This is a genomic window from Kitasatospora sp. NPDC091257, from assembly GCF_044757675.1.
Lineage (GTDB): Bacteria > Actinomycetota > Actinomycetes > Streptomycetales > Streptomycetaceae > Kitasatospora > Kitasatospora lactacystinica.
On record NZ_JBIVVI010001386.1, the window covers coordinates 1 to 2161 of the forward strand.

Genomic DNA, 2161 nt, shown 5'->3' on the forward strand with positions numbered 1-2161 from the left:
GGGTCCGTCAGGATGCCGCGGGGACGGTGGGGGCGTCGAGGACCGCGGCGTCCGCGTCGAGCTGCGCCGCGGACGGCATGGAGGACTGGGCGCCGAGTCCGGTCACGGCCAATGAGGCCGCGCGGACGGCGCGTCGGGCGGCGGCGAGCAGGTCGGCGCCCCGGGCGACGGAGTCGGCGAGGGCCCCGCAGAAGGTGTCGCCGGCGCCGACGGTGTCGACGGCGTCCACGACGGGGGCCGGCAGGTGCACGGCCGGGCGGCCGGGCTGTTTGACCAGCGCCCCGTCCGCGCCGAGCGTCACCACGACCGCCCGGCAGGGCAGCGCGGCCCGTTCCAGCAGCTCGCGCGCGCCGTCCGGGCCGGCCGGCGGCTCCGCGCCGAGCAGGGCGGCGAGTTCACCGAGGTTGGGCACCAGGACGTCGACGGCGGACAGCACCTCCGGGGCGACCGGCCGGGCCGGCGCCGGGTTGAGGACGACCGTGCCGCCCTGTTCCCGGGCCCGCAGCACGGCGGCGGCGACCACCTCGGCGGCGATCTCGTGCTGCACCAGGACCACCTCGCCGGCCGAACGGGCCAGCCGCCGCGGCAGGTCCGCGACCGTCAGCGCGGCGTTGGCGCCCGGGTTGACCACGATGGTGTTCTCGCCGGCCCGGTCGACCACCACGGAGGCGATCCCGGTGGTGCTCTCCGGTGCCGGGCGCACCGCCCCGACGTCCACCCCTTCGGCGGCGAGCGCCCGCAGGATGGGGGCGGCGTCCGTACCGACCCGGGCGACCAGACGCACCCGCGAGCCGAGCCGGGCGGCCGCGACGGCCTGGTTGGCGCCCTTGCCGCCGACGCCTTCCACGAAGCCCCGCGCGAGCACGGTCTCGCCGGGTCGCGGCAGGTCCCCGACGGTCAGGACGAGGTCGCGGTTGATCGAACCGACGACGGTGATGAGCGGCATCCGCACTCCTTGGGAGATCGATCTCCCACACTGTGGACCAGCCCCCGGAAACCGTCAAGTACCCTCGTGCTGCGTATTGCGCCAGCTCAGCCCAGCCCTCTCCGACCGCGAAGGACCGCCCCACGTGACTGCGCCCCGACTCCTCGACGTGGCCGCGGCCGCGGGCGTCTCCCGCGCGACCGCCTCACGCGTCCTGGCCGGCACCCCGCGCAACGTCGACCCCGAACTCGCCCGCCGCGTCGAGGAGGCCGCCCAGCGCCTCGGCTACCGCATCAACCACTCCGCGCGGGCGCTGCGCACCGGCACCACGGGCACCATCGGCGTGGTCGTCCCCTCGCTCGCCAACCCCTACTTCGTCCAGCTCGCCGACGCGCTCGCCCAGCAAGTCCGCGCCGCCGGAGGGCAGTTGGTGGTCTCCGACGCCGCCAACGACACCGCCGTCGAGGCCGAGCAGATCGAGACCCTGCTCGGCGGCCGGGTCGACGGACTGCTCGTCGTCCCCGTCTCCGCCGGCGCCTCCGGCCCCGCCGTCCGGGCCGCCGCCGAACGCACCCCCGTCGTCCTCTTCGACCGCTGGGCCACCGGCTCCGGCACGGTGGCCGTCACCCTCGACAACACCGCCGCGATGCGACTGCTCCTCGACCACCTCGAAGGCCTCGGCCGCCACCGGATCGCCCTGGTCGCCGCCGACCAGGCCTCCTCCTCCGGCGCGGAACGCCTCGCCGCCTTCACCGAGGCCCGCGGCGCCGACGCCACCACCGTCCTGCTGCCCAGCTTCACCACCGACGCCGGCCGCACCGCGGGCCGGCGCATCGCCGAGCGGCACACCGGGATCGACGCCGTCGTCTGCGGCGCGGACGTCCTCGCGGTCGGCCTCGTCAGCACGCTGCAGCGCTCGGCGGTCCCCGTCCCCGGGCGGATCGCCGTCACCGGCTTCGACGACACCGAGATGCTCGAACTCCTCGACCCGCCCATCACCTCCATCCGCCACCCGCTCACCGCCATGGCCGAGCGCGCCCTGACCCTCCTTCAGGCCCCCGCCCGCGAACGGACGGAGCGCGTGGAGCGCTTCGCCCCGCAGCTGGTGGTGCGCTCCTCCACCGACGCCGACGCCTGACACCGACGCCTGTTCCCTGACACCCAACACACCCGGCGCCCGGCCCCCGATGCCCGGCGCCGGGGAGCCGGGAACGGCCGACGGCCGGCCCCGGGCGG

2 protein-coding genes are annotated in these 2161 nt (G+C 76.6%); one reads left to right on the top strand and one right to left on the bottom strand.

The window, feature by feature from the left end; genetic code table 11:
- Window positions 1-7: 7 nt before the first annotated feature.
- Window positions 8-946, bottom strand: coding sequence for a ribokinase (locus tag ACIQOV_RS38545; RefSeq protein WP_401055453.1), 939 nt, complete (start codon window positions 944-946; stop codon window positions 8-10).
- Window positions 947-1070: 124 nt separating this feature from the next.
- Between ACIQOV_RS38545 and ACIQOV_RS38550 the strand changes: the two genes are divergently transcribed.
- A complete protein-coding gene (locus tag ACIQOV_RS38550) occupies window positions 1071-2063 on the top strand; it encodes a LacI family DNA-binding transcriptional regulator (RefSeq protein WP_387694130.1) in 993 nt (330 codons plus the stop codon).
- Window positions 2064-2161: the final 98 nt, after the last annotated feature.